Genomic DNA, 22,714 nt, shown 5'->3' with positions numbered 1-22,714 from the left:
GTACCTTAAATGAACAGAGAATATCACAAATGGTTTAGTAAAAGCTTACAGCGGGAGATGGAGCTTTTGATATTTGGTTGGAGCGGGAGGGCAGTTCTGTTTTTCCCGACCCGTATGGCGCGGTTTTATGATTATGAGAACTGGGGCATTGTTGATGCCATGCGAAGCCAGATTGACGCCGGACAGGTACAGTTGTTTTGTGTTGACAGCATTGACGGGGAAAGTTTTTATAACGAACAGTTGCATCCCTATAACCGTATGGAAAGGCATCTGCAATATGAAAGCTATATTTTAAATGAAGTAGTCCCGCTGATAAAAGCAAAAAACAATGGTGACTGGCTGGAAACTGCCGGATGCAGCATGGGGGCGTATCACGCTTTAAATCTGGCTATGAAATACCCCAGGCTATTTAAGAAAGCTGTGGGAATGAGCGGAAGATACGATCTTACCTCCAATCCGGGTGATTTTAAAGACCTGCTGGATGGGTACCGGAATGAAACCGTTTATTTAAATATGCCCGGACAATACATTTCCAACTTAACAGATTGCGATATGCTTGATGCGCTGCGTAAACTTGAGGTAATCATTGCTGTGGGGGAAACAGATCCGTTTTTACCTGGTAACCGTGAATTTAGTGCGTTGTTAGGTAACAAAGGCATTCCTAACCAGTTTCATCAATGGGAAAGCAATGCCCACCGGCCGCATTACTGGCGACGGATGGTTCCTCTTTACATATAAAAGGAGGAATAAATGATTTGATATGATTAAATTGTAGCCGGTTATGACCCGGTTTAGTAAGTATATAGTTGTTTTTGCAGGGATCTTAATGTCATCATGTACTCAGCAAATATGGGCGCAGGTGCAGACAGATCGTGGCGCAATAGTAAGGGGCAATACCTCTGTTAAAAGGCTCTCCCTTGTTTTTACAGGAGATGAATTTGGAGATGGGATCGGATTTATTGCAAAAGCTTTAAAAAGGGAGCGGGTTCTTGGATCTTTTTTTCTGACCGGAAATTTTTACCGCGACAAGCATTTTAAGCGGGGTGTACAACAGCTGATAAGAGATGGGAATTATCTGGGCAGCCACTCTGATAAACATTTACTGTATTGCGATTGGGTTAAAAGGGATAGCCTGCTGGTCACAAAACAACAATTTGAACACGACCTGGCGGCTGCTTATACGGAATTAAAGCAGTTAAATATTGATAAAAAACAAGCGGCTTATTTTTTGCCCCCTTATGAATGGTATAACGAGCAGATCGCTTCCTGGACAAAAGAATTGGACCTTCAGCTGATTAATTTTACTCCAGGCACCCGATCGGCGGCCGACTATACCTATCCTGAAATGGGAGTCAGATATGTAGATAGCAAGCAGATCATGCAATCTATTCTCGATTATGAACAAAAAAGCAGGAACGGTTTAAACGGATTTATTCTGCTGGTACATATCGGAACCGACCCCAGAAGAAAGGATAAGTTTTATATGAAGTTGCCGGAATTGATTACAACTTTAAAAAACAAAGGATACTCGTTTGTTAAAATTGACGACTTGTTAAAGATAGGCTTTTAGGTTAGCGGGTATATATTTACATTCTGCATTTATTTTTTTAAATTGCAGCCCTAGACAGAAATACCGTCATGAAGAAATATTTATTAATTGTATTGTTGCTAACCGGAATCAATGTATGGTCAAAGGCCCAGCAAAATAAAATGCCTACAGCCCAGGAAATGACCTCGAAAAATGTTGACGAACTGGAAAAAAGATTGAAACTGAGTGCAACACAGAAAAGCGTAATCTATACCTATGTATTTGACATGTCTAAGCAACAGCTGGAACTGATCAAAAGACAACAGGCCGGTACTTCAAAAGAAGATGATGTGACTAAGTTTTACAAACTTCAGAATGATACAAACGATAATATTCGTAAAATTTTAAAAGGAGATCAGCTGCCAGAGTTTGAAAAAGTTTTGGAAGAGCGTTTGAGCGGAATAGATCCTAAGAAAAAGAAGAAGAAAGGTAAACGTGGCAGCGAAGAAGAAGTGGTTTCAGATATATCCGGTCTAAAAAGCAAGCCCTGAAGGGTTTGTTTTCTGATTTTCTGCAAGGAAAATGAAAATATAGAATAAGAATTCCCGATGTTTTTTGAGAAACGTCGGGAATTTTTGCTTTTGGAGGTTGATTTTTCCTGCTTTTTTGAGATTTTTTGTTGTTATTTGTAGTTATAATCCTTTATTGTATGGCCAATAAAAAAGTACTGAAGGTTGGATTGGATTCTGCAGCGCCATTTCCAATGCACTCAGATTACAATTCTGAAAATTTTGAAGGATTTGAGGTCGATCTGCTTCGGGCCATTACCAGTCACCTGGATTTAGAAGTTGAATACGAGGTTTCTTTGTGGTCTACCATACTTGAGAAACTGTTTAAAGGAGAGCTTGACATTATCTGCTCTGCCGTAACCGTAACCGCTTCACGGCAGCATATCCTGGAATTCAGCAATCCCTATTTGTATTTCAGGTTATGTGCTGTAGTTGGTCAGGACTATTCGTTGAATGGCCTTCATCACTTTAAAAATAAAACAATAGGAGTGAGAGAGGCTACTGAAGCTGAAAAGTATGTGCGTGAGCAATTCCCGGCAAATAACATTGTATATGCAGTAACCAATAAAGAACTGTATAGAAAGCTGCAGGCAGGCAAAATAGATTTGCTGGTAGACGATTCACCCATAGCCGGTGGTTTCCTGCAAAAAAATAAGAAACTGAAAATAGGGATGTTCCTGCCTAAAACAGATTCATCTTATGCAATAGCCATGAAAAAAGGTGATACACAGCTTAAAGCCAGGTTTAATGAGGTTTTAAGGTTGCTTAAAGAGAACGGAACCTACCAAGATATCTATAAAAAGTGGTTTAATGATATCCAGTTTTAATCTTCAATTGCAACGATACTGATGTCTTTTTCCAGTTTAACGGTATGCAAGACTTTTGTTTTTTCACTATACACCACTACCTTGTTTTCTTCCAGGTATTGCACCAGCCGGTAGGGCTCGGAGGTCTGTATGTATCTCCACTGCGTATAGAACTGATCTTCCAGTAATTTTTCTTCGGGAAGAAAAGTGATCAGGACTTCAACGTCGGTAACCTTACTGATAAAAAAACGGCCGCTGGTTTGAAGTACCTTTTGGGCAGCTGCCTCGTTATTGAACTCGTTTATTGCAATTTCCCGCAACTCCTGTGAAGCTTTGCTGGGGTTACGGTTGATCACATCAACAATCAGGTTATTTATCTCGTCTTTCGTTTTCTGGAATTTGCCGTTCCCGGTCTTTAATATTTTGAAACAGATTTTTAAAGGGCTCATTTTTGGCTGTATATATCGTTACTGCAAAGTGATCACAAGTTTAAGAAAATAATCGGGGTAAATACTATCTTTAATTTATGAACAAAAGCAGATTAGAAGCCTTTAGTGATGGCGTACTGGCTATTATCATTACCATTATGGTGCTTGAATTAAAAACACCCCATGGAACTTCCCTTCGGACACTCATTCCCCTTATCCCGGTATTTATGAGTTATGTACTGAGCTTTATTTATGTAGGCATATATTGGAACAATCACCATCATATGATGCAGTTAGTTAAAAAGGTAAATGGGAGCGTGCTTTGGGCAAACCTGCATTTGCTGTTCTGGCTTTCCTTGTTCCCTTTTGCAACGGCCTGGATGGGAGAAAATCATTATGAAACCTGGCCGGTTGTAATGTATGGCGGGGTCATGCTGATGGCTTCCATAGCTTATTATATCCTGGTGCGTACATTGATAAAGCTGCATGGTCAGGAATCTGATGTTGCGAAGGCATATGGCAAAGATGTGAAAGGTAAAATTTCTACAGGCATTTATGTTTTTGCCATACTGAGTAGTTTTATTAGTTCCTGGATAGGAATTTTCTGCTACATATTGGTTGCGGCCATCTGGTTTATACCGGATACAAGGGTTGAAAAAACAATTGCAAATGAATAGCTGTAATAAATGTAATAAAATTAGGATTGCATTTGACAATGCATCTCAATTAACTTAGCTTTGCACAAAAAATTAAAGATACATGAGTGTTTTAGTAAATAAAGATTCAAAAGTTATTGTTCAGGGTTTTACTGGAAATGAGGGTACTTATCATGCTTCTCAAATGATCGAGTACGGAACTAATGTTGTAGGTGGTGTAACACCGGGCAAAGGCGGACAAACTCATTTAGATAAACCGGTATTTAATACGGTAAAGGATGCGGTTGATAAAGCCGGCGCGAATGTATCTATTATTTTTGTTCCTCCAGCTTTTGCTGCAGATGCCATTATGGAAGCTGCAGAAGCAGGAATTAAAGTTATTGTTTGTATTACCGAAGGTATTCCTACCAAGGATATGATCCAGGTAAAAGAATATATCTCCGACAGGGATTGCCGTTTAATCGGACCTAACTGTCCGGGTGTGATTACAGCTGATGAAGCCAAAATTGGTATCATGCCGGGCTTTATCTTCAAAAAAGGTACAGTAGGTGTAGTGTCTAAATCCGGTACTTTAACTTACGAAGCTGTAGATCAGGTTGTGAAAGCAGGTTTGGGTATTACTACAGCAATAGGTATAGGCGGAGACCCGATCATTGGTACCACGACTAAAGAAGCTGTTGAGTTGCTGATGAACGATCCTGAAACTGAAGGTATCATCATGATTGGTGAGATTGGCGGTGGAATGGAAGCTGAAGCTGCACGCTGGATCAAAGAAAACGGTACTAAACCTGTAGTTGGCTTTATTGCCGGCCAGACTGCTCCAGCCGGTCGTAGAATGGGGCACGCTGGTGCTATTGTTGGTGGTGCAGATGATACCGCCGCTGCTAAAATGAAAATTATGGCCGAGTGCGGTATCCGTGTAGTAGAAAGCCCTGCAGAAATTGGTGCTGCTATGGCAGAACTTTTGAAAAAATAAATATTAAATAAGATCTTCTTGTATAATTTAAAAGCTCCCGTGAACCTTGTTCATCGGAGCTTTTTGCATTCCGGGGATTTATTACATTGCCATGATGTGAATAATAGGCCCGGTGCAAACCAAAACGACAATTGCGACGTATATTGTATAAACTAATATCATTAAAGATGAATACAAGGATTAGTAAAACATTTATGCTGGCAGGCTTTTTGGTACTATTTAACCTGCTGGCCTGCGCCCAAAAACCCAATACTAAAGAGACCGTTAATCAAAACGCAGTAATAAAAAAGAATAATATGGACTGGAATAAACTAACCAAAGAGGAAGAGGATGTAATAGTACGAAAAGGCACTGAATATCCGGGCACGGGTAAGCTGCTCAACAATAAAGAAAAAGGAACCTATACCTGCAAGCGTTGTGATGCACCGCTTTACCGTTCAGAAACCAAATTTGAGTCCCACTGCGGATGGCCAAGTTTTGATGATGAGGTGAAGGGCGCTGTAGAAAGGATTCCTGACGCCGATGGAATGCGTACAGAAATTGTATGTGCAAATTGCAAAGCGCACCTTGGGCATGTGTTCATTGGTGAAGGTTTTACAGATAAGAATACCAGGCATTGTGTGAACTCCATTTCCATGAACTTTGTGCCTGACAAGAAATAATATTCCTTTTAAGGAAGATTCATGAGTGCCTGGTGATAACTTGCCGGGCATTTTTTGTTTTTTAGGAATTAGTTTCCTTATGTTTGCCCGTTCACCAACTATAGTAAATATGAAGTATTGTTTATTGTTATGTGGTATGCTATTATCTTTTATGGGTTTTTCCCAGGACATGTCAGACGAAACAGCATCGGCTGCGGTTGTCAGCAAATCAGCAGAACCCACTTCCAATCGCTCTTCTAAATTAATCTCAAAAACGGTTTACGCAACATATTACGCCCGAAAGTTTGAAGGCCGCAAAACAACCAGCGGAACAAGGTATCGCAGGCAAAAAATGACCGCTGCGCACATGAACCTTCCATTTGGGACTATAGTAACCGTTACAAATCCATTAAACGGGGAATCTGTAGAAGTTGAAGTAAATGACAGGGGGCCGCATTCCCGGAAAGTAAAAATTGATCTTTCTGAAGCCGCTGCTAAAGCCATTGGTATTTATGGAAAAGGGATTGCAAAAGTCGAGATCAGTTATTTGCCTGAAGAAGACGACTAGCTTTAACTTTAATGGCATTATAGTCAGTTTTTTAAATTTATTAACACACTTCGGTGTGTTTTTTTATTTCTTAAAAGAAATAAATACCAAATTTCAGACGTAATTACTGTGTCAATTTACCTTTTTAGTGTTGATAAAAATGCCCCCTTGTTAACAACTATTGTTCACACTTCAGAACCCTAGGGAGTATATTTGTTTATATAAAGTTCTTTAATAAATCACACACAGATTTTTAGTTAAAGTTTTAATATTTAGTTGCTTAAGGTTGCCGGAGAATTTATGTCTTTTTAAACTTTTTATAACTGAGTACGGATTGTTTGGCTACTGGATTTATTAAAGCTTCATCAATCAATTATACAATTTACCCTATTAAAATAGATGCTTATGCAAGAAGAAGAAGTATTATTAAAAGAAAACAAAGACAGGTTTGTTCTTTTGCCGATTAAATATCCTGAAATCTGGGAAATGTATAAGAAGACTGAAGCAAGTTTCTGGACTGCTGAGGAAATTGATCTGTCTGACGATCTGAAGCACTGGGATAATCTGAACGATGGCGAGCGACATTTCATCTCTCATATTCTGGCCTTCTTCTCAGCGAGTGATGGTATCGTAAATGAAAACCTTGCTGTAAACTTCATGAGTGAAGTACAGTTGCCAGAGGCAAGGTGTTTCTATGGTTTCCAGATCATGATGGAGAATATCCATTCCGAAACCTATGCGTTACTTATTGATACCTATATTAAAGATCCTGATGAAAAAGACAGGTTGTTCCATGCTATAGAAACCGTTCCTTGTGTAAAGAAGAAGGCTGAATGGGCGCTACGCTGGATTGATAACGGTAATTTTGCTGAACGTTTGGTTGCCTTTGCTGCTGTGGAAGGGATCTTCTTTAGCGGAAGCTTCTGCTCCATATTCTGGCTGAAAAAACGCGGATTAATGCCGGGATTAACATTTAGTAATGAGTTGATCTCGAGGGATGAAGGCTCACACTGTGAATTCGCATGTTTATTATACAGCATGCTGAAAAATAAATTAACACAGGAACAGGTTCATGGCATCATTAGTGATGCAGTAGAAATAGAAAAAGAGTTTGTTACGGATGCCTTACCGGTAGCTTTAATTGGTATGAATGCCAAGCTGATGTCTCAATACATAGAGTTTGTTGCCGACAGATGGTTACAGGAACTGGGTTATGCTAAAATATACAATGCGACCAATCCGTTCGACTTCATGGAGATGATCTCCCTGCAGGGAAAAACCAATTTCTTTGAAAAGAGGGTTGGCGATTATCAGAAGAGTGGTGTATTGACATCAACTGAGGATAAAGCTGCTGCTTTCTCATTGGATGATGATTTTTAATACTTATTGAGGTTAGCAGTAAGTAAATAGATAATAAATTATAATTGGGTGCCTATGTTGGGTTTGCCGCTCTCAAACTCATTAAGCACTGTAAATACCTGAAAAATATGTTTGTAATAAAAAGAGATGGCCGCAAGGAAGCGGTAAGATTTGACAAGATAACGGCTCGCATAGAGAAGTTATGCTATGGTTTTAATGCTGAGCTGGTAGACCCGATAGATGTTGCCAAGAAGGTAATTGAAGGGCTGTATGATGGTGTTACTACATCTGAACTGGATAATCTTGCTGCAGAAACAGCAGCGTCTTTAACTACAAAACATCCGGATTATGCTTTGTTGGCATCACGTATTGCGGTATCCAACCTTCATAAAAATACCACCAAGTCATTCTCCAAAACCATGGAGATGCTGTACAAATATGTAGACCCAAAAACAGAAAAATCTGCATCCCTGATTGCAGATGATGTTTGGGAAGTGATCGAAAAAAATGCAGATATCCTGGACAGTACCATCATCTACGACCGTGATTTTGGTTTTGATTATTTCGGCTTTAAAACCCTGGAAAAATCTTACCTGCTGAAAGTTGATGGGCAGATTGTAGAGCGCCCGCAGCACTTATTTATGCGTGTTGCCGTTGGTATTCACAAAAATGATATCGACAGTGCCATTGAAACTTATAACCTGATGAGCGAGCGTTGGTTTACACATGCTACGCCAACCCTGTTCAATGCAGCTACACCTAAACCACAGATGTCTTCCTGCTTCTTGTTAACGATGCAGGACGATAGCATTGAAGGCATTTATGATACCCTGAAACAAACCGCTAAAATTTCTCAGAGTGCAGGTGGTATAGGTCTCAGTATCCATAACATCAGGGCTACCGGATCTTATATTGGCGGTACCAACGGTACAAGTAATGGTATCGTACCAATGTTAAAGGTATTTAACGATACTGCCCGATATGTAGACCAGGGCGGCGGTAAGCGTAAAGGTGCCTTTGCCATCTATCTTGAGCCTTGGCATGCCGATGTGCTGAGCTTTCTTGACCTGCGTAAAAACCATGGTAAAGAGGAGTTGCGTGCACGCGACCTGTTCTATGCTCTTTGGGTTTGCGACCTGTTCATGAGAAGAGTGGAAGAGAATGGCGACTGGAGTTTGTTCTGTCCGCATGAAGCACCGGGACTGGCAGATTGTTTTGGCGAAGAGTTCGATGCTTTGTATGAGCGTTATGAAAAAGAGGGAAGGGCACGTAAAACCATTAAAGCACAAGAATTGTGGTTTGCTATCCTGGATTCACAGATTGAGACCGGTACACCGTACCTGTTGTATAAAGATGCAGCCAACAGCAAGTCTAACCAGCAAAACCTGGGTACCATAAAAAGTTCTAATCTTTGTACAGAAATTATAGAATATACTTCTAAAGATGAGGTTGCAGTATGTAACCTGGCTTCACTGGCCTTGCCTAGGTTCGTCATCAATGGCGAATTTGACCACCAGAAATTGTATGATGTAACTTACCAGGCTACAGTAAACCTGAACAAGATCATCGATTACAATTACTACCCGGTAGAAGAAGCCAGAAATTCAAATATGCGCCACAGACCAGTTGGTTTAGGTGTACAGGGACTGGCTGATGCCTTCATCTTGATGCGCTTGCCTTTTGAAAGCGAAGGTGCACGTATTTTAAACAAAGAGATCTTTGAAACCATTTACTTTGCTGCAATGACTGCTTCTCATGACCTTGCAGTTAAAAACGGCCCTTATGAAACCTTTAAAGGTTCTCCTTTATCGGAAGGGAAATTCCAGTTCGACCTTTGGAACGTAAAACCGGATAGCGCCAGATGGGATTGGGAAACCTTGCGTGAAAAAGTAGTAAAAGATGGGGTGTATAACTCTTTACTGGTGGCACCAATGCCAACTGCTTCTACTTCGCAGATTTTAGGCAACAACGAGTGTTTCGAGCCTTATACCTCCAACATCTATACCAGAAGGGTATTGAGCGGTGAGTTCATTGTAGTGAACAAACACCTACTGAAAGACTTGGTAGCTTTAGGTTTATGGACCCCTGCTATGAAAGACAGGATCATCCTGGCCAACGGATCTATTCAGGACATTGCTGAGATCCCTGATTATATCAAAGAATTGTATAAAACAGTTTGGGAGATCAAAATGCGCAGTATTATTGATATGGCAGCCGATAGGGGTGCCTATATCTGCCAGTCGCAATCCCTCAACCTGTTTATCAATGCTCCGAATACATCAAAACTGACTTCAATGCATTTCTACGCATGGAAAAAAGGTTTGAAAACCGGTATGTATTATTTGCGTACACAGGCAGCTTCACAAGCAGTGAAATTTACTGTAGAGAACCAGGCAGGTAAAAACATGGAGCCGGTAATTCCGGAGCATATTGAACAAAGTGCAGAAGAGATTGTAGAAGGGCCGGTTTGTTCGATGGAAGAAGGCTGTATCAGCTGTTCAGGTTAATCATTCAGATTGAATATATCGCCAAAGGAGTAAGGAGCAATTCTTACTCCTTTTTTGTTGTATAAGCAGGCAGATGAAATCGTATCTTTGTAGCTGTAATGGCGAAACATGAAATTATACCTTGCGAACGTTGTGGCACTCCCATAGAGTGCAAGGCCAATTCGTATACCAAATGCCAGTGCAGCGTGGTTCAGTTAAACCTGAACGAAGTACAATATATCAGCGAGCTTTATGAAGGCTGTTTGTGTGCAAAATGCCTGTTTGAACTGCAGCAGGAGTACAAGGAAAGTATTGCCTCTTGATTTATTTTTTTTGGCTAACTTTGCATCAAATTATTTTTTGATAAAGAATGGCTAAAGTACAGGTAGGACTGGTGCAGATGAGCTGCACCGCTGATAAACAGGAAAATTTAGATAAGGCGATTTTAAAAGTCAGGGAAGCTGCAGCAAAAGGTGCTCAGATTGTGTGCCTGCAGGAGCTTTTTACTTCATTGTATTTTTGTGATGTTGAAGATTATGATAACTTCGATCTGGCAGAGGCCATTCCTGGTCCTTCAACCGATGCTTTGCAGGTTGTGGCAAAAGAACTTGGAGTCGTAATTATTGCTTCTTTATTTGAAAAACGTGCTGAAGGGTTATACCACAATACCACAGCGGTATTGGATGCGGATGGTGCCTATCTGGGTAAATACCGCAAAATGCACATTCCTGATGATCCTGCCTATTACGAAAAATTCTATTTTACTCCAGGCGACCTGGGTTATAAGGTGTTTCAGACCAAATTTGCAAAAATTGGTATCCTGATCTGCTGGGACCAGTGGTATCCTGAAGCATCGCGTATTACTGCACTGATGGGTGCGGATATCTTGTTCTATCCAACAGCTATTGGCTGGGCAACGGATCAGGATGAGGAAACAAACAAAGATCAATATAACGCCTGGCAAACCATTCAGCGTTCGCATGCAGTGGCCAATGGTGTCCCGGTTGTAAGCGTTAACCGTGTAGGTTTTGAGCAGGACGGTGCCATGAAATTCTGGGGAGGCAGCTTTGCCACAAATGCCCAGGGGAGGATCCTTTACCTGGCTTCGCATGAAAATGAAGAAACAGAAGTGGTTACGTTAGACCTGTCTGAATCAGATTTCTTTCGTAAGCACTGGCCTTTCCTGAGAGACCGCAGAATAGACTCTTATCAGCCAATTACAAAAAGGTATATTGATGAGGATTAGCCTGCTGACTTGCCTGCTGCTGTTATTTCTGGTTTTTTCTGTATACGCACAAAAGCTGGAAATCATACCTGTAAATAAGCGGCTGTGTGTGTATACCACATACCATAGCTATAAAGGCGAAACGGTCTCGGCTAATGCCCTATATCTGATTACCAGGAAGGGCGTGGTTTTATTTGATACACCTTGGGACCAGACGCAAAACCAACCGTTATTGGATTCTATAGAAAAGAAGCATCGTTTAAAGGTGATCATGGTTTTTGCAACGCATTCTCATGAAGACCGTGCCGGTGGATTTGGGTTTTTTAACCGGAAAGGGATCCCGACCTATGCTTCGGAGCAAACCAATGCCATCTTAAAGGCCGAAAACAAACCTCTTGCTTCAAATGCTTTTAAAAAGGGAGCAAAGTTTGATATTGGTGGTGAAAAATTTCAGCTTGATTATTTTGGTGCAGGTCATACAAAAGACAATCTGGTGGTCTGGTTTCCGGAATATAAAGTGCTGGATGGTGGCTGTTTAATTAAAAGTGCAGCTGTAACGGATCTGGGGTTTGTTGGCGATGCTGACCTGACTGCATGGCCGAAAACGATCCTGGCGATAAAAAACAATTATAAAATGATCCGTCTCGTGGTTGCAGGGCACGATAGCTGGCAAGCTCCAGGAGCTTTGGATCATACTTTGGAACTACTTAAAAAAAATAACCTTTGACAGCGATAAATTTTTCAGATACCCCCAAAAAAACAGGATATAGTTTTCCTGCCGAGTGGGCAGAACACGAGGCCACCTGGCTGAGCTGGCCACATAAAGAAGCCTCCTGGCCTGGAAAGATTGAGACGATCTACGAACCTTACTGTGCCTTTATAAAGGCGATAGCTGAAGGCGAAAAAGTGCGTATCAATGTACGAGATGAAGCCATGAAAGCCGATGCGATAGCACATCTGCAAAAGGTAGGTGCACATTTAAGCCAGGTTGAGTTTTATTTTAATGAAAGCAATGACGCCTGGTGCCGTGACCATGGCCCTGCATTTGTATTGAAAGGTAAGGAAAAGGCAGTGGTTGATTGGGGGTATAATGCCTGGGGAGGTAAGTATCCGCCATTTGACCTGGATGATGTGATTCCCACTAAAATTGCTAAACATTTTAACCTGCCTTTGTTTACCCCCGATATAGTTATGGAAGGAGGCTCGGTAGAGTTTAACGGTGCGGGCACCATTTTAACAACCACGGCCTGCCTGCTGAACGAAAACAGGAACCCGCATCTGACCAAGGAACAGATAGAGCAGTACCTGCTCGAATTTTATGGTGCAGAACAGGTTTTGTGGCTTGGAGATGGAATTGTAGGCGATGATACAGATGGGCATATAGATGACATTACCCGTTTTGTGAACGAAGACACCGTTTTAACAGTTGTAGAAAGTAATCCGCTGGACGAAAACTATCTGCTGCTGCAGGAAAACCTGGAGGCCCTGAAAGCAATGCGCCTACTGAATGGCAAAGCACTGAATATTGTTGAATTGCCTATGCCTTCACCGGTAATTCATGAAGATACCCGCCTGCCGGCTTCCTATGCAAACTTTTACATTGCAAATGCAGCTGTTGTAGTGCCTACCTTTAGAGATGTGAACGATGAAAAGGCATTAGAGATTATTCAAGGCGTGTTTCCCGACAGGAAAGTTGTGGGGATTGATTCGACAGATATCATCTGGGGATTGGGCAGTTTTCATTGCCTGAGCCAGCAGGAACCGGCAATAAAGAAGTAACAGATCTATAACCAAATACTTATTAGAAAAAACGAATGAAATTATTAGAAGGAAAAACGGCACTGGTTACCGGTGCATCTAAAGGAATAGGTAGGAAAATAGCAGAGAAATTTGCTGAGCAAGGTGCTAATGTAGCCTTTACCTATTTATCTTCAGTTGAAAAAGGACTGGCTTTGGAGCAGGAGTTGCAAAGCTTTGGTACTAAAGTAAAGGGCTACCGTTCCGATGCTTCTAAATTTGATGAAGCAGATCAGCTGGTCAATGCTATCGTTGCCGATTTCGGAGCATTGGATATCGTAGTCAATAATGCAGGAATTACTAAAGACGGCCTGTTGATGCGCATGAGCGAAGAAAACTGGGACGATGTGATCAACGTAAACCTGAAGTCTGTTTTTAACGTCTGTAAGGCGGCTTCTAAGGTGATGATGAAAGCGCGTAAGGGATCCATCATTAACATGAGTTCTGTTGTAGGTGTACAGGGAAATGGCGGACAGGCCAACTATGCGGCTTCAAAAGCCGGAATCATTGGCTTCTCTAAATCACTGGCCAAAGAGTTAGGCTCACGTAACATCCGTACAAACGTAATTGCCCCGGGCTTTATCCGTACCGAAATGACCGATGTGCTAGATCCTAAGCAGGTAGAGGGCTGGGTGGAGGCAATTCCTTTGAAACGGGCCGGTGAAACAGAAGACGTAGCAAATGCCTGCGTATTCCTGGCATCTGACATGAGCGCGTATGTTACCGGACAAGTACTGTCTGTTTGCGGCGGGATGTTATAAGAAATTTTTTATTATTTAATGGGAGCCGTCCGGAATTTCCGGATGGCTTTTTTATTGGGTAAGTCCAGGCTATTTCCCTCAAATGGCTTTACGAGCAGGGAATTTTCTCTTTCTATCCGTATTATCAGAAAACCAGAATTTTAACTATGAAAACAAGCTATTTAAAATTAGTACTGCCAGTAGCCATAATGAGCATGCTTGGTACCGCCTGCAAGAAAAAAAACAACCCTGTTGATGAAAACGGGAAGCCTGCAAAAGTTGGCAACTTAACCAGCTACACCGGAAAAACCAGGATAAAATTGGGATGGACGTTGACGGGAAATGCCGATATCCAGAAATGCCGTGTGTATTGGAATGCTGAAAAAGAATCTGCAGAAGCGGCTGTAACGCCAGGCAAAAATCAGATGGAGGTGCTTATAAGTAATTTGGATGAAGGAACGTACGATTTTACAGTCTATGCCTATAACAGTAAGGGAAATGTTTCTGATAAAATGACCGTAAAAGGGAAGGTGCTGGGAGAAATTTACGAAGAGGGTTTGAACAACAGGGGAATTAAAGGTACTGTGTTTAATGAGACTGAAAGTACTGTTTCGATTTCCTGGAACAGTGCTGCCACAGAGGTAATTGGTACAGAAATAAAATATACAAATGCTGCAGATGTGGCTCAGACTGTAGCTGTAACACCCTTTGTAAGTACAACTACCTTAACTAATTTTAAAAAAGCGGGGGTGTTTGAATATCGCACCTTGTATAAGCCAATAGGCGCTATTGATACTTTTTATACTGCCTATGAGCCTGTTGAAGCCAATCCGGCGCAGCCGGGGGGCGGAACGGCAGCAGATGCACCGCTGGGGAGCGGATGGGTAGAATACTCGCCTTTGCGTAAAATCCACCTTGATGATGCTGCGGGTTTGCAGATATTTAACTGGACAGCTTATAAGTCTGTTGGCAGTCCGATCTGTGCCGACTATAACTATCAAAGTGCTACCGGAGACGAAACCTTCCGGATTTTAACTACACAGTCTAACCGCTCGGAAATCAGGATACACGACGATTATTCAATCGGGAGCCGGCAGTTCCAGGGCTACCTTACCATTTACTCTCCTTTAAATGATGAATGTGTGATGCAGATCTTCGGAAGCATTGAAGGGGCAACGCAGATGATGATCAGAGGCTATGCTGCCTCCGGAGGATCGCTAAGAGGGCTTGGCCAAACCCTTGTAACAGATATTTACAACGCGGAGGTCAGGGTAAATGTGATCCATTTACAGGAAGACAAAGGTGCAAAGATTATCATTTACATTAACGGGGTAAAAAAGGCAGAGCTGGTGGATACCGAACCTGTGACCAATTATATGAAATACGGCAATTATGGAACAATGAAGACCGGCCAGGCCGTTGTAAAATGGAGAAATGCAAAGGTGTTCAGAAACGGGACTGCACCGTTATAATCTTAGCATAGTTTGTTACTTCAAGGGGAAGAAAGCGGAGTATCAATTGAACAGGTACTGACCTGCCTTTATGCTAACCTCCGGTAAAAGTTTGTGTTGCTCAAAATAAGCATAGCCACTTTGCAGATTTGTCCAGAGACCTTTTTGCTGAGGAAAGCGCTGCAGTTGCTTATTCAGGTTTGAGTTTGTCATTTTAAAAGGGAAGATGTGTACTGGTATTTTGAGTTGGCCTGCATTTTTCGCTTCTACAGCCAGTACATACACTTCTTTGATCTTATCGTCGGTTAAAGGGATGCAGCCTACGGTAACACAGTTTCCATGAATGTAAATGTCGCCTCCGGTTCTTTCCTTTCCGCTCCTTAATCTATCGACTGCATTCGGATAGTTTATACCCAAAGAAAGATAGAAATTGCTCATGGGGTTAAAGGCGTTAATGTGATAAAAGCCCTCTGGGGTTTGCAGGTCACCTTCCTTTACTTTAGGGCCAAGGGTTCCGGAATGTGTACAAAAATTATAGCTTTTAAACAGCCGGTAAGTTTTTTGCCGGTCTGTTTTTAGCCAAAGTTCCAGTTTGCCCTCTGCTTTATAGGCAGCCATGTACATTTCGAAAGTACTTGTTATCCCAGCAACCTGCAAATCTTTTTGTAAGCCAGGCCATTTTTCGGCATAGGCTGTTCTTACCCGATCAAATTTTAACTGTTCTGTTTTAAACCCCATCTGGGCAAATGCAGGTATGGTCATGGTAAGCAATAAAATAAGTTTAGAGAGGAATTTCATGGTTAAGCCTTATGTGTTAAACAAACTTAGATAAAATGCTTCGCAGTTTATGCTAAAATTTAGCATCTTTATCCAAATACCCATGAGTGATTCATTGACGATATATAGCTTGCTGACCTTATTTGGCTGCCTGGTGGCTGGAATTTTATTTGCCTGGTTATTGTACAATGGTACCCGGCATCTCAGCAGGAAACTGCGCTATTTACTGGCAGTATTGCGTACCTTAGCTGTTACGGCTATCGGTTTTTTGCTTTTTTTTCCATTGATAAGGAGCGTTTCTTATACCCCCGAAAAACCCATTATCATCATCGGGCAGGACAACTCTTTGTCGGTAGGTAATATAGTGCCAGCAGGGTTCAATAAAGCAAAATATGAGCAGGACATAAAGCTGCTGGCCGATAAGCTATCCGAACAATATGAGGTTAAGCTTTATAGCTTTGCCGACAGCATCAAAAATGGTTTTGATTTTTCGAATAAAGGCAGGCTCAGCAATGCAGCTGGTTTCATCAGCAAACTAAATGATGAGTATCTGAACCGGAATGTGGGAGCTGTAATTATTGCTTCTGACGGTATTTTTAATCGTGGTGGGAGCCCGCTTTACGAACTGGATAAGTTAAAGGCTCCCATTTATACCATTGCTCTTGGTGATACCGTTCCCAAAAAAGACCTGCAGGTTGCGGGCGTGAACCACAACAGCCTGGTATATTTGAACAATGAGTTTACTGCCGATGTACAAGTGCAGGCTTTTGAAGCCAAGGGCGAGGAGACCGTGTTGTCTGTGCTGGAAAATGGCAAAAAGATACATGAAGAAAGGGTACCGATCAATTCGGCCGCTTTTGTAAAAAATGTAACCGTAAAACTTAAAGCAGCTAAGCTGGGCTTACAGAAATACACTGTACAGCTGAGTCCGCTAAGTAGGGAAGCTTCTGAAAAGAACAATACACAGCACTTTTTTGTAGAGGTTATTGATGCCAGGCAAAAGATACTTATTGCCGCTGCAGGGCCACACCCGGATATTGCCGCTTTAAAGCAGGCAATAGCCCAGAACAAAAATTTTGAAGTTAAGGTAGTGCTGGCTGAAGAATTGAATGGGGTTAATATTGCCGATTATGGGTTGGTTATACTTTATCAGTTGCCATCTGTAATGTACGATGCTACTGCATTTATGAATAAGCTCAGGCTGGGAAATGCGGCCGTGTGGTATGTGGTAGGCGCGCAAAGTAATTTGGCAGCATTTAATCAGGTACAACAGCAGGTGAACCTGAGCGGTGGCAATACTGTTCAGGAAAGCTATAGTCATGTTAACTCCGGATTTACAGCCTTTGAGCTGGACCCGGTGATGGTAAAACACGTCGAGGGTTTTGACCCTTTAACTGCACCGGCTAATAAGCCACTGGTAAATGGACAGGCAACCGTAGCCTTACAGCAGCGGATAGGAAAAATCAATACAGATTACCCACAGCTGTTTTTTATGACAGATAACGGGAAGAAAACCGGGTTTTTAATAGGAGAGGGTTTATGGAGGTGGAAGCTTTCTGAAGTAGCGGAAGGACAGCAGGACGCTATGGCCTTTAACAGCCTGGTATCAAAAACAGTTCAGTATCTCTCTGTAAAAGACGACAAAAGGAAATTTAAGGTGTTTACTTCAAAAAATACCTTTGACGAAAATGAAAACATTATACTCAACGCGGTATTGTATAATGATAGTTATGTTCCGGTAAATAAACCAGACGTGGAGTTGGTACTAAAAAATGATCATGGGGTTGCGTATAAATTTTTGTTCTCCCGAACAGAGGTGGCTTATCAACTGGATGCGAGCTCGCTCCCGCCGGGTAATTATACGTACACAGCCAGTACGGTGCTTGGAGATAAGAAGCATACTGCGCAGGGCATTTTTTATGTGAATGCGATGGTGGCAGAATACCAGCAAACAGTTGCCAATCATCAGCTATTAAGTACCATGTCTGTTCAAACAGGGGGAAAAATGTATATGCCGGCTGATCTGCTGAAATTGCTGAATAACATAAAAACAAATGAGCAGATCAGGACTTTGAGTTATGAAGACCGTAAATACGAAGAATTGATTAACTTTAAGTGGCTGTTTGCTTTGATTATAGGCTTGCTTGGCCTCGAATGGTTCTTCAGAAAAAGAAACGGAGAAATTTAAAGACTTTATGCCATGCAGATAAGTACAATGGATACCATTGAAACACTGGGGACCATCGCTTTTGCGATATCGGGGACCTTTGCGGCCATGCAAAGAAGGCTGGACCCGTTTGGTGTACTGATCATCGCTTTTGTAACCTCAATTGGTGGGGGAACGGTAAGGGATCTTCTACTGGGAGATACTCCCGTAGCCTGGATGCGCGACGTAAACTATTGCCTGTTGATTTTGCTGACCTGCATTGCAACTATCTTTTTTAAGACGCATATTAAGAAATTTAAAGTCACGCTTTTCCTTTTTGACTCCATGGGCCTGGGCCTGTTTACTATGCTCGGTATCCAAAAAGGAATGATGTTTGGCTTAAGTCCGGGAATATGCGTAGCACTGGGCACCATTACCGGCTGTTTTGGAGGGGTGATCAGGGATACACTTCTAAATACCATACCCCTTATTTTTCATAAAGAAGTATACGCTACTGCCTGTATTTTAGGTGGGATTTTGTATTATTCTTTAAAGTATTTTGATGTTAAAGATGATGTGGCGACTATTGTCGTTATCGGATTTATATTTGTACTCAGAATAATTGTGGTTCGTTATAAAGTTACCTTTCCTAAATTTACCTATTAGTCTTTAGGAGCTTCTTTAATGATGACAAATACGTCTTCGTTATCTTTTTTCATGAAATATTTTTCACGCGCAAACTTTTCAGCCGTATTCAGATTGGTATTTAACTCGTTCAGGTCCTTTTTTACCTGTGAAATTTCTTTTACATAGAAGTCTTTTTCTTCCTGGAGCTTATTCACTTCAGACCTGAACTCAAACTGGGAAATCATATCGTTCTTATCAAAAAATAGCATCCATACCACAAAAGCGAGTACAGATAAGAAGTATTTGTTGCGGACAAGTTCTAATATGCGGTTCATAATTATTACAAAGTTACAAATTACAATGGTTTGTACAATTGTGCCACAAAAACTATGCTCGATACTATTGCTATAGCTGCCCAGACAAAAGAAGTTGAGCTAACATTTTTTTGCTTAAACCAACCGGCAATAATAAATAGTAAAGCGAGGGGCGGAAATACACTCATTAATGAGAATATTGCCGATGTTTCTTCCTTTTTGTTTTTTGTCATGACAGGTAGTATTTATTGCAATATAATAAAAAAGTCCTGCAATTGCTTGCAGGACTTTCTGTTGTATTCAGTTTAGATACAGCTTATTTCTTAGCGTATTTAAAATTTTTGCCAATAAACTTTGCGGCAGCACCCAATTCTTCTTCAATGCGCAGCAACTGATTGTATTTTGCAATCCTGTCTGAACGAGAAGCTGAGCCGGTTTTGATCTGACCACAGTTTAAAGCTACTGCCAGATCGGCAATGGTAACATCTTCAGTTTCACCCGAGCGGTGCGACATTACTGAAGTATAGCCATTTGTTTGTGCCAAAGTAACGGCATTGATGGTTTCAGTTAATGAACCGATCTGGTTTACCTTTACAAGAATAGAGTTGGCAGTATGGCTGTCGATGCCCCTTTGTAAACGCTTCACATTGGTTACAAACAAATCATCACCAACTAATTGTACACGGTCGCCAATTTTATCGGTTAACAATTTCCAGCCATCCCAGTCATCTTCGCCCATACCATCTTCAATAGAAATGATTGGATATTTTTCTGTTAATGAAGCCAGGTAATCGGCCTGCTCTGCACTTGTGCGGATAGCGCCTTTATCGCCTTCAAATTTGGTATAGTCGTATTTGCCGTCCTTATAAAACTCAGAAGCAGCACAGTCAAATGCCAGGCAAATCTGCTCACCTGGTTTATATCCTGCTTTTTCAATCGCCTTAAGGATGGTCTCGACAGCATCTTCAGTACCATCAAACGTTGGTGCGAAACCGCCTTCGTCGCCCACAGCAGTAGAAAGGCCCCTGTCGTGCAGGATCTTTTTAAGGTTATGGAATACTTCAGTACCCCACCTTAATGCTTCGGAGAATGAAGAAGCCCCAACAGGCATGATCATAAACTCCTGAAAAGCAATAGGTGCATCAGAGTGCGAACCGCCGTTTACGATGTTCATCATTGGTATAGGAAGGGTATTTGCATTTACACCGCCGATATAACGGTACAATGGCTGGCGGCTTTCCTGTGCGGCAGCTTTGGCTACGGCTAAAGAAACACCCAGGATGGCGTTGGCCCCTAATTTTCCTTTATTTTCTGTCCCGTCGAGTTTGATCAATAAGTTGTCGATTGCATTTTGCTCAAATACATCCACACCTCTCAGTTCAGCTGCAATCTTATCGTTTACGTTGGCTACAGCTTTTAATACGCCTTTACCCATATATACAGCCTTGTCGTCGTCGCGAAGCTCCACTGCTTCGTGGATTCCGGTAGAAGCACCAGAAGGTACAGCTGCACGGCCAAGAACGCCATTTTCTGTAATTACGTCTACCTCAATGGTAGGATTGCCGCGGGAGTCGAGTATTTGCCGCGCATGAACATCGATAATTAAACTCATTTTTATTGGTTTTTATTAGTTTATAAGCCTTAGTGTATAAATTACAATTACTAAGAGGATATCCAAAGTTAAAATAAATTTTAAATTATCAGCAAAAAAGGCCGTAATTACTTACGGCCCTTTGTTTTAATCTTATTTTTTATCACTGTTATGCGGTTTCAGAATCGGCAGAAAAGAGGGCCTTGTATACAATTCCGGCCAGGATAGCGCCTGCTATTGGTGCTACCCAGAACAGCCAGAGCTGGCTAAGTGCTTCACCACCAACAAAGATGGCCTGGCTGGTGCTCCTTGCCGGGTTAACAGAGGTATTGGTTACAGGAATGCTGATGAGGTGAATTAAGGTAAGGCAAAGGCCAATGGCCAATCCGGCAAAACCTTTAGGTGCCCGGTTGTCGGTAGCGCCAAGGATAACCAGTAAAAAGATAAAGGTCATGACCACCTCGCATACCAGGGCTGCTGTCATGCTGTATTTACCGGGCGATAAATCGCCGTAACCGTTGGTAGCAAATCCTCCGATGGCACTTCCGTTGCCAGTGGCAATTATATAAAGGATACCTGCTGCGGCGACCCCGCCCAAGACCTGCGATATGATGTAAGGAATGAGGTCTTTGCCTTCAAACCTTCCACCAATCCAAAGGCCTATGGAAACGGCGGGATTAAGGTGCGCTCCTGAAATGTGCCCCAGACCATAGGCAATGGTAACTACCGTTAATCCGAATGCGAGCGCCACACCCAAAAAGCCGATGCCCGCTTCAGGATAATTACAGGCCAGGACAGCGCTACCGCAACCGCCTAAGACCAGCCAAAAGGTTCCAAAGAATTCTGCTGCTAGTTTTTTCATAGTTTTTAGTTTGTTTTTTCATTTAGTTGAATGAATTTAACAACAAATATTTAATATTCCTAATACGAAATTCTAACAGAATCAAAGGGGTTATTCCCATTTAAACACCTTAACGGCAACAGTATAGATGCCGATACCCCAGATGATCATAATCAGGAGTTGATGCTTTACATCCCAAAGTCCGGCCCCTTCAAAAGCTACTTTTCTCATGGCATCATTTAAATAGGTTAGTGGCAAAGCCCTGCTAATCGGCTGTAGCCAGGAAGGGAAGGCATCGATGGAAAAGAAAGTACCTGACAACAAGAATTGCGGAAGCGTGATGATGTTGGAAATAGGAGGGATGGTGCTTTCGCTCTTTGCAATCCCTGAGACCACAAAACCAAATCCCATAAACACAATAAGGCCAATCACAGAGAGTAAAAGCATATTTAGTACCGTGACGACACCATGTATCAATGTAAAATGAAAAAAGAAATGCCCTATCAGGATAATGAAAACTGCACCAAGTAAAGCGAAGCCTATCCGGGCAAGCCCCTCGCCAAAAACAATGCTGGATTTTTTAACGGGGGTAGCAAAAAAGCGTTTGATCACCAGGTTTTGCCTTAAACTGAAAAATACAAAAGCTGTTCCGAATACGCCCGTGCTCAGCAGGGAGAAACCCAGTTGTCCGGGTAAAATGAAATCTATAGTCCGATAAATCCTTCCCTGCACTGTGCTTTCGCTAAGCTCGGCAACTGTGGGTTTTACATCCTTTGTATTGAGTGTATACAGTAGATTTGTTAGTACCGATTTGAGGATGCTGCCTTTGTCTACCGAGGCCGAAGTGTATTGTACGCTGGCAAGATATGCGGGGGTGCCGGCCTCGTTCTTTTTTACATTGATCAGGGCATCGATGTTTCCTTTTTCTAATCCTTCTTTTATTTCTGTCGTATCCTTGTCATTAACCAGTTTGATTACGGGCATTTGTTGAAGGGCTTTGATAATTGGATTTTGAATATCTGATCCTGGTGCTACTGCCAGTTTCACTTTCACCCCGCCATTGCCTAAAAAGCCAAAAACAAGGATAAATATTAAAGGGAAAGCCAGTGTAAACACAACTGCAGAAGGGCTCCGCATGATGGAACGGAAACTCGCTTTGGCAAGCGCTAATGTAGCTTTGGTATTGCTGTAAGGTTTGCTCATGTCTAT

General features: G+C 41.8%; 24 protein-coding genes. 18 read left to right on the top strand and 6 right to left on the bottom strand.

The window, feature by feature from the left end; all coding sequences use genetic code 11:
- Window positions 1–9: 9 nt before the first annotated feature.
- The 4 genes from B9A91_RS06615 to B9A91_RS06600 all read left to right on the top strand — a co-directional run bounded on the left by B9A91_RS06615 (window position 10) and on the right by B9A91_RS06600 (window position 2,924).
- Window positions 10–738, top strand: coding sequence for an esterase family protein (locus tag B9A91_RS06615; protein WP_235012477.1), 729 nt, complete (start codon window positions 10–12; stop codon window positions 736–738).
- An 88-nt stretch (window positions 739–826) separates the two neighbouring features.
- Entirely contained in the window at window positions 827–1,570 is a 744-nt protein-coding gene (locus B9A91_RS06610) for a polysaccharide deacetylase family protein (protein WP_084237588.1), read from the top strand.
- 68 nt (window positions 1,571–1,638) lie between these two features.
- Window positions 1,639–2,079, top strand: a complete 441-nt coding sequence (locus tag B9A91_RS06605; RefSeq protein ID WP_084237587.1) for a hypothetical protein — start codon at window positions 1,639–1,641, stop codon at window positions 2,077–2,079.
- 158 nt (window positions 2,080–2,237) lie between these two features.
- Complete coding sequence (locus tag B9A91_RS06600; protein ID WP_084237586.1) at window positions 2,238–2,924, top strand: substrate-binding periplasmic protein; 687 nt, start codon at window positions 2,238–2,240, stop codon at window positions 2,922–2,924.
- Here B9A91_RS06600 and B9A91_RS06595 read toward each other — a convergent pair.
- The gene (locus B9A91_RS06595; protein ID WP_084237585.1) at window positions 2,921–3,352 is read right to left on the bottom strand and encodes a hypothetical protein; all 432 of its coding nucleotides are present in this window, start codon (window positions 3,350–3,352) and stop codon (window positions 2,921–2,923) included. The two genes, B9A91_RS06600 and B9A91_RS06595, sit on opposite strands and share 4 nt — an antisense overlap.
- Before the next feature lie 77 nt (window positions 3,353–3,429).
- Between B9A91_RS06595 and B9A91_RS06590 the strand changes: the two genes are divergently transcribed.
- From B9A91_RS06590 to B9A91_RS06535, 12 genes are all read left to right on the top strand, one after another.
- Window positions 3,430–4,008 carry a TMEM175 family protein gene (locus tag B9A91_RS06590; protein ID WP_084237584.1) on the top strand — a complete coding sequence of 193 codons (579 nt, stop codon included), beginning with the start codon at window positions 3,430–3,432 and terminating at the stop codon, window positions 4,006–4,008.
- An 82-nt stretch (window positions 4,009–4,090) separates the two neighbouring features.
- Window positions 4,091–4,963 carry a succinate--CoA ligase subunit alpha gene (gene sucD, locus B9A91_RS06585; RefSeq protein ID WP_084237583.1) on the top strand — a complete coding sequence of 291 codons (873 nt, stop codon included), beginning with the start codon at window positions 4,091–4,093 and terminating at the stop codon, window positions 4,961–4,963.
- A 167-nt stretch (window positions 4,964–5,130) separates the two neighbouring features.
- On the top strand, window positions 5,131–5,625 hold the full coding sequence (locus tag B9A91_RS06580; RefSeq protein ID WP_084237582.1) for a methionine-R-sulfoxide reductase: 495 nt from the start codon (window positions 5,131–5,133) through the stop codon (window positions 5,623–5,625).
- 169 nt (window positions 5,626–5,794) lie between these two features.
- A complete protein-coding gene (locus B9A91_RS06575) occupies window positions 5,795–6,172 on the top strand; it encodes a septal ring lytic transglycosylase RlpA family protein (RefSeq protein ID WP_235012476.1) in 378 nt (125 codons plus the stop codon).
- Window positions 6,173–6,556: 384 nt separating this feature from the next.
- Window positions 6,557–7,531 carry a ribonucleoside-diphosphate reductase small subunit gene (locus B9A91_RS06570; protein WP_084237580.1) on the top strand — a complete coding sequence of 325 codons (975 nt, stop codon included), beginning with the start codon at window positions 6,557–6,559 and terminating at the stop codon, window positions 7,529–7,531.
- A 107-nt stretch (window positions 7,532–7,638) separates the two neighbouring features.
- On the top strand, window positions 7,639–10,017 hold the full coding sequence (locus tag B9A91_RS06565) for a ribonucleoside-diphosphate reductase subunit alpha (RefSeq protein ID WP_084239606.1): 2,379 nt from the start codon (window positions 7,639–7,641) through the stop codon (window positions 10,015–10,017).
- 98 nt (window positions 10,018–10,115) lie between these two features.
- Window positions 10,116–10,319: a cysteine-rich CWC family protein gene (locus B9A91_RS06560; RefSeq protein WP_084237579.1), complete on the top strand. Its 204-nt coding sequence runs from the start codon at window positions 10,116–10,118 to the stop codon at window positions 10,317–10,319.
- A gap of 47 nt (window positions 10,320–10,366) precedes the next feature.
- On the top strand, window positions 10,367–11,242 hold the full coding sequence (locus tag B9A91_RS06555; RefSeq protein ID WP_084237578.1) for a carbon-nitrogen hydrolase: 876 nt from the start codon (window positions 10,367–10,369) through the stop codon (window positions 11,240–11,242).
- Window positions 11,232–11,948, top strand: a complete 717-nt coding sequence (gene bla / locus B9A91_RS06550; RefSeq protein WP_084237577.1) for a BlaB/IND/MUS family subclass B1 metallo-beta-lactamase — start codon at window positions 11,232–11,234, stop codon at window positions 11,946–11,948. Before B9A91_RS06555 ends, bla begins: the two co-directional genes overlap by 11 nt.
- On the top strand, window positions 11,945–13,000 hold the full coding sequence (locus B9A91_RS06545; RefSeq protein WP_084237576.1) for an agmatine deiminase family protein: 1,056 nt from the start codon (window positions 11,945–11,947) through the stop codon (window positions 12,998–13,000). The genes bla and B9A91_RS06545 overlap by 4 nt, the downstream gene beginning before the upstream one ends.
- A 35-nt stretch (window positions 13,001–13,035) precedes the next feature.
- Window positions 13,036–13,779, top strand: coding sequence for a 3-oxoacyl-[acyl-carrier-protein] reductase (gene fabG / locus B9A91_RS06540; RefSeq protein ID WP_084237575.1), 744 nt, complete (start codon window positions 13,036–13,038; stop codon window positions 13,777–13,779).
- A gap of 146 nt (window positions 13,780–13,925) precedes the next feature.
- Entirely contained in the window at window positions 13,926–15,230 is a 1,305-nt protein-coding gene (locus B9A91_RS06535) for a DUF4998 domain-containing protein (RefSeq protein ID WP_084237574.1), read from the top strand.
- Between the two features lie 42 nt (window positions 15,231–15,272).
- Here B9A91_RS06535 and B9A91_RS06530 read toward each other — a convergent pair whose 3' ends face one another.
- On the bottom strand, window positions 15,273–16,007 hold the full coding sequence (locus B9A91_RS06530) for a L,D-transpeptidase family protein (RefSeq protein ID WP_084237573.1): 735 nt from the start codon (window positions 16,005–16,007) through the stop codon (window positions 15,273–15,275).
- 82 nt (window positions 16,008–16,089) lie between these two features.
- Between B9A91_RS06530 and B9A91_RS06525 the strand changes: the two genes are divergently transcribed.
- A complete protein-coding gene (locus tag B9A91_RS06525) occupies window positions 16,090–18,174 on the top strand; it encodes a VWA domain-containing protein (protein WP_084237572.1) in 2,085 nt (694 codons plus the stop codon).
- A gap of 12 nt (window positions 18,175–18,186) precedes the next feature.
- Window positions 18,187–18,798, top strand: coding sequence for a trimeric intracellular cation channel family protein (locus tag B9A91_RS06520; protein WP_084237571.1), 612 nt, complete (start codon window positions 18,187–18,189; stop codon window positions 18,796–18,798).
- Here the strand turns inward: B9A91_RS06520 and B9A91_RS06515 are convergent.
- From B9A91_RS06515 to B9A91_RS06495, 4 genes are all read right to left on the bottom strand, one after another.
- Window positions 18,795–19,094, bottom strand: coding sequence for an FtsB family cell division protein (locus tag B9A91_RS06515; RefSeq protein WP_084237570.1), 300 nt, complete (start codon window positions 19,092–19,094; stop codon window positions 18,795–18,797). The genes B9A91_RS06520 and B9A91_RS06515 overlap by 4 nt on opposite strands.
- A 295-nt stretch (window positions 19,095–19,389) precedes the next feature.
- Complete coding sequence (eno, locus tag B9A91_RS06505) at window positions 19,390–20,685, bottom strand: phosphopyruvate hydratase (RefSeq protein WP_084237568.1); 1,296 nt, start codon at window positions 20,683–20,685, stop codon at window positions 19,390–19,392.
- 148 nt (window positions 20,686–20,833) lie between these two features.
- Window positions 20,834–21,526, bottom strand: coding sequence for an aquaporin Z (gene aqpZ, locus B9A91_RS06500; protein ID WP_084237567.1), 693 nt, complete (start codon window positions 21,524–21,526; stop codon window positions 20,834–20,836).
- 90 nt (window positions 21,527–21,616) lie between these two features.
- The gene (locus tag B9A91_RS06495) at window positions 21,617–22,708 is read right to left on the bottom strand and encodes an ABC transporter permease (protein WP_084237566.1); all 1,092 of its coding nucleotides are present in this window, start codon (window positions 22,706–22,708) and stop codon (window positions 21,617–21,619) included.
- Window positions 22,709–22,714: the final 6 nt, after the last annotated feature.

This window comes from Pedobacter africanus (genome assembly GCF_900176535.1).
In the GTDB taxonomy this organism is placed as follows: domain Bacteria; phylum Bacteroidota; class Bacteroidia; order Sphingobacteriales; family Sphingobacteriaceae; genus Pedobacter; species Pedobacter africanus.
The sequence above is the reverse complement of the archived record's forward strand: the minus strand, read 5'-3'. Positions and strand labels throughout refer to the sequence as shown.

What these genes read in the sequence shown, in the direction of transcription:
- B9A91_RS06530 (WP_084237573.1), bottom strand. Translation starts at nt 16,007, where the DNA reads ATGAAATTCCTCTCTAAACTTATTTTATTGCTTACCATGACCATACCT.
- B9A91_RS06525 (WP_084237572.1), top strand. Translation starts at nt 16,090, where the DNA reads ATGAGTGATTCATTGACGATATATAGCTTGCTGACCTTATTTGGCTGC.
- B9A91_RS06565 (WP_084239606.1), top strand. Translation starts at nt 7,639, where the DNA reads ATGTTTGTAATAAAAAGAGATGGCCGCAAGGAAGCGGTAAGATTTGAC.
- B9A91_RS06515 (WP_084237570.1), bottom strand. Translation starts at nt 19,094, where the DNA reads ATGAACCGCATATTAGAACTTGTCCGCAACAAATACTTCTTATCTGTA.
- B9A91_RS06610 (WP_084237588.1), top strand. Translation starts at nt 827, where the DNA reads ATGTCATCATGTACTCAGCAAATATGGGCGCAGGTGCAGACAGATCGT.
- B9A91_RS06615 (WP_235012477.1), top strand. Translation starts at nt 10, where the DNA reads ATGAACAGAGAATATCACAAATGGTTTAGTAAAAGCTTACAGCGGGAG.
- B9A91_RS06590 (WP_084237584.1), top strand. Translation starts at nt 3,430, where the DNA reads ATGAACAAAAGCAGATTAGAAGCCTTTAGTGATGGCGTACTGGCTATT.
- aqpZ (WP_084237567.1), bottom strand. Translation starts at nt 21,526, where the DNA reads ATGAAAAAACTAGCAGCAGAATTCTTTGGAACCTTTTGGCTGGTCTTA.
- bla (WP_084237577.1), top strand. Translation starts at nt 11,232, where the DNA reads ATGAGGATTAGCCTGCTGACTTGCCTGCTGCTGTTATTTCTGGTTTTT.
- B9A91_RS06555 (WP_084237578.1), top strand. Translation starts at nt 10,367, where the DNA reads ATGGCTAAAGTACAGGTAGGACTGGTGCAGATGAGCTGCACCGCTGAT.
- sucD (WP_084237583.1), top strand. Translation starts at nt 4,091, where the DNA reads ATGAGTGTTTTAGTAAATAAAGATTCAAAAGTTATTGTTCAGGGTTTT.
- B9A91_RS06600 (WP_084237586.1), top strand. Translation starts at nt 2,238, where the DNA reads ATGGCCAATAAAAAAGTACTGAAGGTTGGATTGGATTCTGCAGCGCCA.
- B9A91_RS06575 (WP_235012476.1), top strand. Translation starts at nt 5,795, where the DNA reads ATGTCAGACGAAACAGCATCGGCTGCGGTTGTCAGCAAATCAGCAGAA.
- B9A91_RS06595 (WP_084237585.1), bottom strand. Translation starts at nt 3,352, where the DNA reads ATGAGCCCTTTAAAAATCTGTTTCAAAATATTAAAGACCGGGAACGGC.
- fabG (WP_084237575.1), top strand. Translation starts at nt 13,036, where the DNA reads ATGAAATTATTAGAAGGAAAAACGGCACTGGTTACCGGTGCATCTAAA.
- B9A91_RS06535 (WP_084237574.1), top strand. Translation starts at nt 13,926, where the DNA reads ATGAAAACAAGCTATTTAAAATTAGTACTGCCAGTAGCCATAATGAGC.
- B9A91_RS06580 (WP_084237582.1), top strand. Translation starts at nt 5,131, where the DNA reads ATGAATACAAGGATTAGTAAAACATTTATGCTGGCAGGCTTTTTGGTA.
- B9A91_RS06605 (WP_084237587.1), top strand. Translation starts at nt 1,639, where the DNA reads ATGAAGAAATATTTATTAATTGTATTGTTGCTAACCGGAATCAATGTA.
- B9A91_RS06520 (WP_084237571.1), top strand. Translation starts at nt 18,187, where the DNA reads ATGCAGATAAGTACAATGGATACCATTGAAACACTGGGGACCATCGCT.
- B9A91_RS06560 (WP_084237579.1), top strand. Translation starts at nt 10,116, where the DNA reads ATGGCGAAACATGAAATTATACCTTGCGAACGTTGTGGCACTCCCATA.
- B9A91_RS06570 (WP_084237580.1), top strand. Translation starts at nt 6,557, where the DNA reads ATGCAAGAAGAAGAAGTATTATTAAAAGAAAACAAAGACAGGTTTGTT.
- B9A91_RS06495 (WP_084237566.1), bottom strand. Translation starts at nt 22,708, where the DNA reads ATGAGCAAACCTTACAGCAATACCAAAGCTACATTAGCGCTTGCCAAA.
- eno (WP_084237568.1), bottom strand. Translation starts at nt 20,685, where the DNA reads ATGAGTTTAATTATCGATGTTCATGCGCGGCAAATACTCGACTCCCGC.